The 1,241-nt window shown below is 73.2% G+C and carries 1 protein-coding gene; it reads left to right on the forward strand.

Annotated elements, in window-relative coordinates; translation table 11 throughout:
- Positions 1-42: 42 nt before the first annotated feature.
- On the forward strand, positions 43-1,241 hold a 1,199-nt coding region (locus CLV63_RS33090), incomplete at its 3' end, for an HNH endonuclease signature motif containing protein (protein ID WP_106587182.1).

Raw genomic sequence — 1,241 nt, forward strand, 5'->3', positions numbered from 1 at the left:
GGAACACCCCACGAGCCACCCCCCGACAGGGGACTGGCCGGGGTGCGCCGCACCCTCGCCTCGGCCGCCGCGCACGCGGCCGCGTGCGCGGATGCCGACATCCCGCCCGGGGCGGCCCCCGGGATCGGGGCGGACATCGCCGCGACCATCACCGCCCTCGACAAGGTCAAGCACGCCCTGTGTGCGAACCTCGCCGCGTTCGAGGCCGCCGGCGGACTCACCGGCTCCGGCTACTCCCGCCTGGTCGACTGGATCACCCACACCACCACCATGAGCCGCACCGAAGCCGCGACCTACACGCGCACCGCCCAACTCCCGCAGGCGCTCGAGGAGACCCGCGCCGCCTACGAGGACGGCCGCATCAGCCTGGGCCAGCTCCAGCACATCAGCCACTACACGGCCAAAGCCGTGGAAGAGCGCAACCGCACCGAATGGCCCCAGCCCGATGCTTTGGCCGTCCAAGCCGAGGCCATCCTCCTCGACCTCGCCGTCCAGGAATCCACCACCTGCGCCGACCTCGCCACCGCCGGCAAACGCCTGCGCTACCGCCTCAACCCCCACACCCACGAACGCGACTACGCCCAGCGCTACGACACCCGCGGCGCCACCCTCACCCGCCGCCCCGACGCCGGATTCCACTTCGAGGCCTGGGGCGACGAGGTCTCGGCCGACCAACTCCAAGCCGCCCTCGAAGCCTTCGGCTCCCCGCCCCCCGACGGCGACGACCGCCGCCCCCGCCAGCGCCTGTTCGACCAGCTCATCGACATGGCCGACCACACCCTGCGCACCAGCGACCAACTCCCCACCACCGGCGGCCAACCCGCCCAGATCCGCCTCACCGTCCCCTGGGAGGCACTACGCGGCATCCCCGGCATCTTCCCCGCCGTCAGCGACTACGGCACCGTCTACCCCCTCTCCGCCGTGCGCGCCATGGCCAAGGACTGCGTGCTGCGCCGCATCGTGGTCGAACCCCTCACCGGCGCCCCGCTGGACGTGGGCCGCGCCCGGCGCATCTTCCCCCTCCAGGCCCGCATCGCGGTGTTCTCCTCCCACGCCACCTGCCAGTGGGAGCACGGCTGCGACCGGCCCGCCCGGTGGTGCCAGATCGACCACAAGGTCGCCTGGTGGGACGGCGGCACCACCGACCTCGCCAACGCCCAGCCCCTGTGCCGCGCCCACAACCTGGAGAAGGAACACCGCCGCGCCCGCAAAGACCTCCACCGCACCCGCACCCGCCCGCC

It is taken from the genome of Murinocardiopsis flavida, assembly GCF_003014485.1.
Classification (GTDB): domain Bacteria; phylum Actinomycetota; class Actinomycetes; order Streptosporangiales; family Streptosporangiaceae; genus Murinocardiopsis; species Murinocardiopsis flavida.